This window comes from Aquabacterium sp., assembly GCF_004297345.1.
GTDB lineage: Bacteria > Pseudomonadota > Gammaproteobacteria > Burkholderiales > Burkholderiaceae_C > Aquabacterium.
In genome coordinates, this window is the sequence record NZ_SCTN01000014.1 from 1 (window position 1) to 3838 (window position 3838).

General features: G+C 62.1%; 5 protein-coding genes. 4 read left to right on the plus strand and 1 reads right to left on the minus strand.

The annotated features are described in order from the left end of the window. The 3 genes from EPO09_RS00330 to EPO09_RS00340 form a co-directional block, all read left to right on the plus strand. Window positions 1–523: FtsX-like permease family protein (locus tag EPO09_RS00330; protein WP_290639052.1), on the plus strand; the 523-nt coding region annotated here is incomplete at its 5' end. Window positions 524–532: 9 nt separating this feature from the next. Then, window positions 533–1711, plus strand: coding sequence for an ABC transporter permease (locus EPO09_RS00335; protein ID WP_290639054.1), 1179 nt, complete (start codon window positions 533–535; stop codon window positions 1709–1711). Between the two features lie 47 nt (window positions 1712–1758). Continuing rightward, entirely contained in the window at window positions 1759–2643 is an 885-nt protein-coding gene (locus EPO09_RS00340) for a fumarylacetoacetate hydrolase family protein (RefSeq protein ID WP_290639056.1), read from the plus strand. A gap of 23 nt (window positions 2644–2666) precedes the next feature. On the opposite strand, the gene EPO09_RS00345 is transcribed toward EPO09_RS00340, so the two are convergent. Next, window positions 2667–3311, minus strand: a complete 645-nt coding sequence (locus tag EPO09_RS00345) for a TetR/AcrR family transcriptional regulator (RefSeq protein WP_290639058.1) — start codon at window positions 3309–3311, stop codon at window positions 2667–2669. Window positions 3312–3449: 138 nt separating this feature from the next. Here EPO09_RS00345 and EPO09_RS00350 point away from each other — a divergent pair. Beyond that, window positions 3450–3838, plus strand: a 389-nt coding sequence (locus EPO09_RS00350) for an alpha/beta hydrolase (protein ID WP_290639060.1), incomplete at its 3' end; no start/stop codon positions are given.

The following is a 3838-nucleotide window of genomic DNA, read 5'->3' on the forward strand; positions in this document are numbered from 1 at the left end:
TCGCAATCCAGATGACGCGCCATCCGTGTCGCAGCGCATTGATGCGCTGTTCAAGAACTCGCTGGCCGAGACCATGACGGAGACCGAGAAGGCCTTCCAGTTGAGCTTCGTGTCGATGAGCGAGGCCATCCTGATGGCCGTGCAGGCCGTGAGTTTCATCATCATCCTGATCATCATGGCCGTGATGGCCAACACGATGACGATGACGGCACGCGAACGCCTGGGTGAGTACGCGACGCTCAAGGCGCTGGGCTTCCCGCCTGCCTTTGTGGTCAAGCTGCTGTTTGGCGAGAGCCTGTTGATTGCGCTCATCGGCGGTCTGATCGGCATGGCCGTGACCTTTCCGTTGGCGCGTGCCTTCGTGAATGCGGCGGGCACCTTGTTCCCCATCTTCAATGTGTCTGCACTGACGATCGGCCTGCAACTGCTGGCCAGTGTGGTCGTAGGCGCGGTGGCGGCGGCCTGGCCCGCGTGGAAGATGTCGCGTATCGACATTGTCCAAGGCCTGCGCCATGTGGCTTGAGAGCACCGCATGATCGCTCGCAAGACCGTGCCTATCAGCTACATCGCCCGCAACCTGTGGGTGCGGCGCGTGACCACCTTGTTGACGGCAGGCGGCATGGGCCTGGTCGTGTATGTGTTTGCCACCGTGCTGATGATGAGCGAAGGCATCCGTGCCACGCTGGTGGCCACGGGCCAGCCCGATAACGTGATGGTGCTGCGCAAAGGGGCGGGGGCTGAGATCAATTCCGGCATCACGCGGGGGCAGGCCTCCGTGATTGAAAGCCTGCAAGGCATCGCTGTGGACGCCAGCGGCAACCGCCTGGTCACCAAAGAACCCGTGGTGCTCAATACCTTGCCCAAGCGCGCTTCCGGCAAGCCCAGCAATGTGACGGTGCGCGGTACCTCGGCTGCTGGCATGGCCTTGCGGCCGCAGGTGCATCTGTTTGCCGGGCGCATGTTCACGCCAGGTACCAGCGAGATCATCACGGGCAAGGCCGTGGCCAGGGGCTTCGTGGGCGCAGGGCTGGGTGAGACGATACGTTTCGCTGGCCGCGACTGGAAGGTTGTGGGTGTGTTCGATGCCGGTCGCAGCGGCTTTGATTCAGAAGTCTGGGGCGACAGCGAACAGATGATGCAGGCCTTCCGCCGGCAAGCGTATTCCAGCGTTGTGTTCAAGTTGACGGATCCAGCCGCTTTCGATCAGGTCCGTCAGGCCCTGGAGGATGACCCGCGTCTCACGCTTGAACCCAAGCGCGAGGCTGTGTTCTACGCAGAGCAATCCGAAGCCTTGGCCACCTTCATCCGCTTGTTGGGCTTGGCCTTGTCCATCATCTTCTCGATCGGTGCCGTGGTCGGCGCCATGATCACGATGTTCGCTGCCGTGGCCTCTCGCATTGGCGAGATCGGTACGCTGCGCGCCCTGGGTTTCAGGCGCACGGCCGTGCTGTCGGCTTTCATGAGCGAGTCGCTGCTCTTGTCTTTTGTGGGCGGCATCATGGGCTTGGGCGCCGCGGCATTGATGCAGACGGTCAACATCTCCACGGTCAACTTTCAGACCTTTTCCGAGCTCGCGTTCCAGTTCACACTCACGCCACGTATCGCCGTGCAGTCGATCGTTTTTGCGCTGGCCATGGGCTTTGTCGGCGGCTTCATCCCGGCCTGGCGTGCCGCCCGCATGAAGATCGTGGATTGCCTGCGTCAGGCATGATGATGTGGTCGAGCGCGATACCCATATAGCCTTTGTAGGAGAGATTCATGCATCTGTGCAGCTATGAAGTCGATGGTCAGGTTCAGGTCGGGCTGGTGTACGGTTCCGGCATCGTCAACTTGAGTGCGGCCCTGGCAGGTGAGCTGTCGGCGCATCAGCCCATGATCGATCTCATCGCACGCTGGTCCGAGTTGAAGGCGCGTGTGGCAGCCATGCTGGATGCGCCGGCCGACGTGAGCGTGGATGAGGTCCACCTGCTCGCACCGGTGCCGCGCCCGGGCAAGACCCTGGCCATCGGTTTGAACTACATCGAGCACGTCAACGAGAACATCATTGGCGAGTCACGCACTGTGCCCGATCACCAGATCTGGTTCCCCAAGCTGGCCAATGCCATCAACGGGCCTTTCGATCCGATCGTGCTGCCGCGCATCTCCAGCATGACCGACTACGAAGCCGAGATGGTGGCCATCATCGGCCAGCGTTGCCGGCATGTGCCGCGCGAGCGGGCCCACGAGGTGGTGTTCGGCTACTGCGTGGGCAACGATGTGTCCGTGCGCGATATCCAGAAGCGCACCTCGCAGTGGACGCTGGGCAAGTCGTTCGACACGCATGCGCCTTTCGGGCCCTGGATCACCACGGCCGATGAGGTGGGCGATCCGCATGGCCTGGAGATCCAGTGCCTGGTCAACGGCGAGGTGCGCCAGCACAGCAATACGCGCTTGATGATCCACAAGGTGTGGGACCAGATCGCGCAGTTGACCCAGGTGATGACGCTGGAGCCCGGCGACGTGATCTTCACAGGCACGTGCAGTGGCGTGGGGGCGGCCTTCAATCCGCCCAAATTCCTCAAGGCGGGCGACACCGTGCGTGTCGAGATCGAAAGCCTGGGCGCCATCGTGGCGCGTTGCGTTGACGAGGACGCGCAGGACTGATTGAGCGCTTGGTCAGCCCTTGATCAGCTCTTGGCGCTGGTCTGGATCGGCGCTTCCAGTGACTGGATCACGGCCTGCACGAACTCGGTCACCGTGGGCGTGAGCTCGCTCAGGCGATGGGCCTCGCCTCGCTCGATGGCTTGCAGGATCAACTCGTTGATGCCGCCGATCACGGCCGTGGCCATGGTGGGCGTCAAGGGGCGCTTGTCGGGTTCCACGGCGCGGAAGGCCTCGACCTGCATGATCAGGAACTGCCCGAAGCGCTCACCCATGCGCCTGCGTAGCGCCAGGCCTTCGGTGCCAATGGTCATCAGTTCGATGTAGACGGCACGCATCACGGCGGTCTGGCTCTCCAGGCTGCTCAGGTAGGCGTGGGTCACGTTGCGCAACTGGGTGATCCAGTCTTCGTCAAACCGGTAGTTGGCGGCGATCAATGCCAGGGTCTGATCGCACAGGCGCTCGCCCAGGGCCAGCAGGCAAGCCTCTTTGCTGCTGAACTGCTCGTAGAAGGTGCGCTTGGAGACGCGCGCCTTGGCCACGATGTCGGCAATCGTGATCTCTGCAAAAGCCTGGGTCTGCAAGGCTTCCGCCAGCCCATCCAGCAGACGCTGGCGGTGCTCGGTGGCGGCAGTCTGTGCCGCCTTGGGTGACGTAGAAGCCTTGTCCATATGAATGAGGGGCGATTAGGCCATACCTTGCAATTGGTACTTGACGGTACCAATCGATTTGGCTATCTTTGCGACCCGTTGGTACGCAACGGTACCAATTTCGTTTTCATGTGTCCATACCGATTGAGGAGAGTAGTCATGCGTGCTGGTTTGTTGTTGAATGGGGCGCGTTCCGGCCTGAGCCTGGGCGCTTTGGCTGTGTCTATGGGGGCCATGAGCTTCGAGGCGGCCCATGCGCAGCCAGCGGCCGGGGCCAAGCCGTATACGGTGGTCAACGCCAGTTTCGCGTGCCAGCAAACCACCTGCGATGCCGAGTTGTGGCTGCCGGTTCAGGCTGCGAACGCACCCAAGCCGCCGGTCATCATCATGGCCCACGGTTTTGGCGCCTTGAAGGATTGGGGCCTGCCGCCGTTTGCCGAGCATTTCGTGAAGGCAGGCTTCGCTGTGGTCCGATTCGATTACCGTGGATTCGGCAAGAGCGGCGGCCAGCCTCGTCGCGTGGTGGATGGCAAGGAGCACGTCAAGGA

Bases quoted from the DNA above. Each gene is read 5' to 3' on its own strand.
- EPO09_RS00335 (WP_290639054.1), top strand. From the start codon at position 533: ATGATCGCTCGCAAGACCGTGCCTATCAGCTACATCGCCCGCAACCTG.
- EPO09_RS00340 (WP_290639056.1), top strand. From the start codon at position 1,759: ATGCATCTGTGCAGCTATGAAGTCGATGGTCAGGTTCAGGTCGGGCTG.
- EPO09_RS00345 (WP_290639058.1), bottom strand. From the start codon at position 3,311: ATGGACAAGGCTTCTACGTCACCCAAGGCGGCACAGACTGCCGCCACC.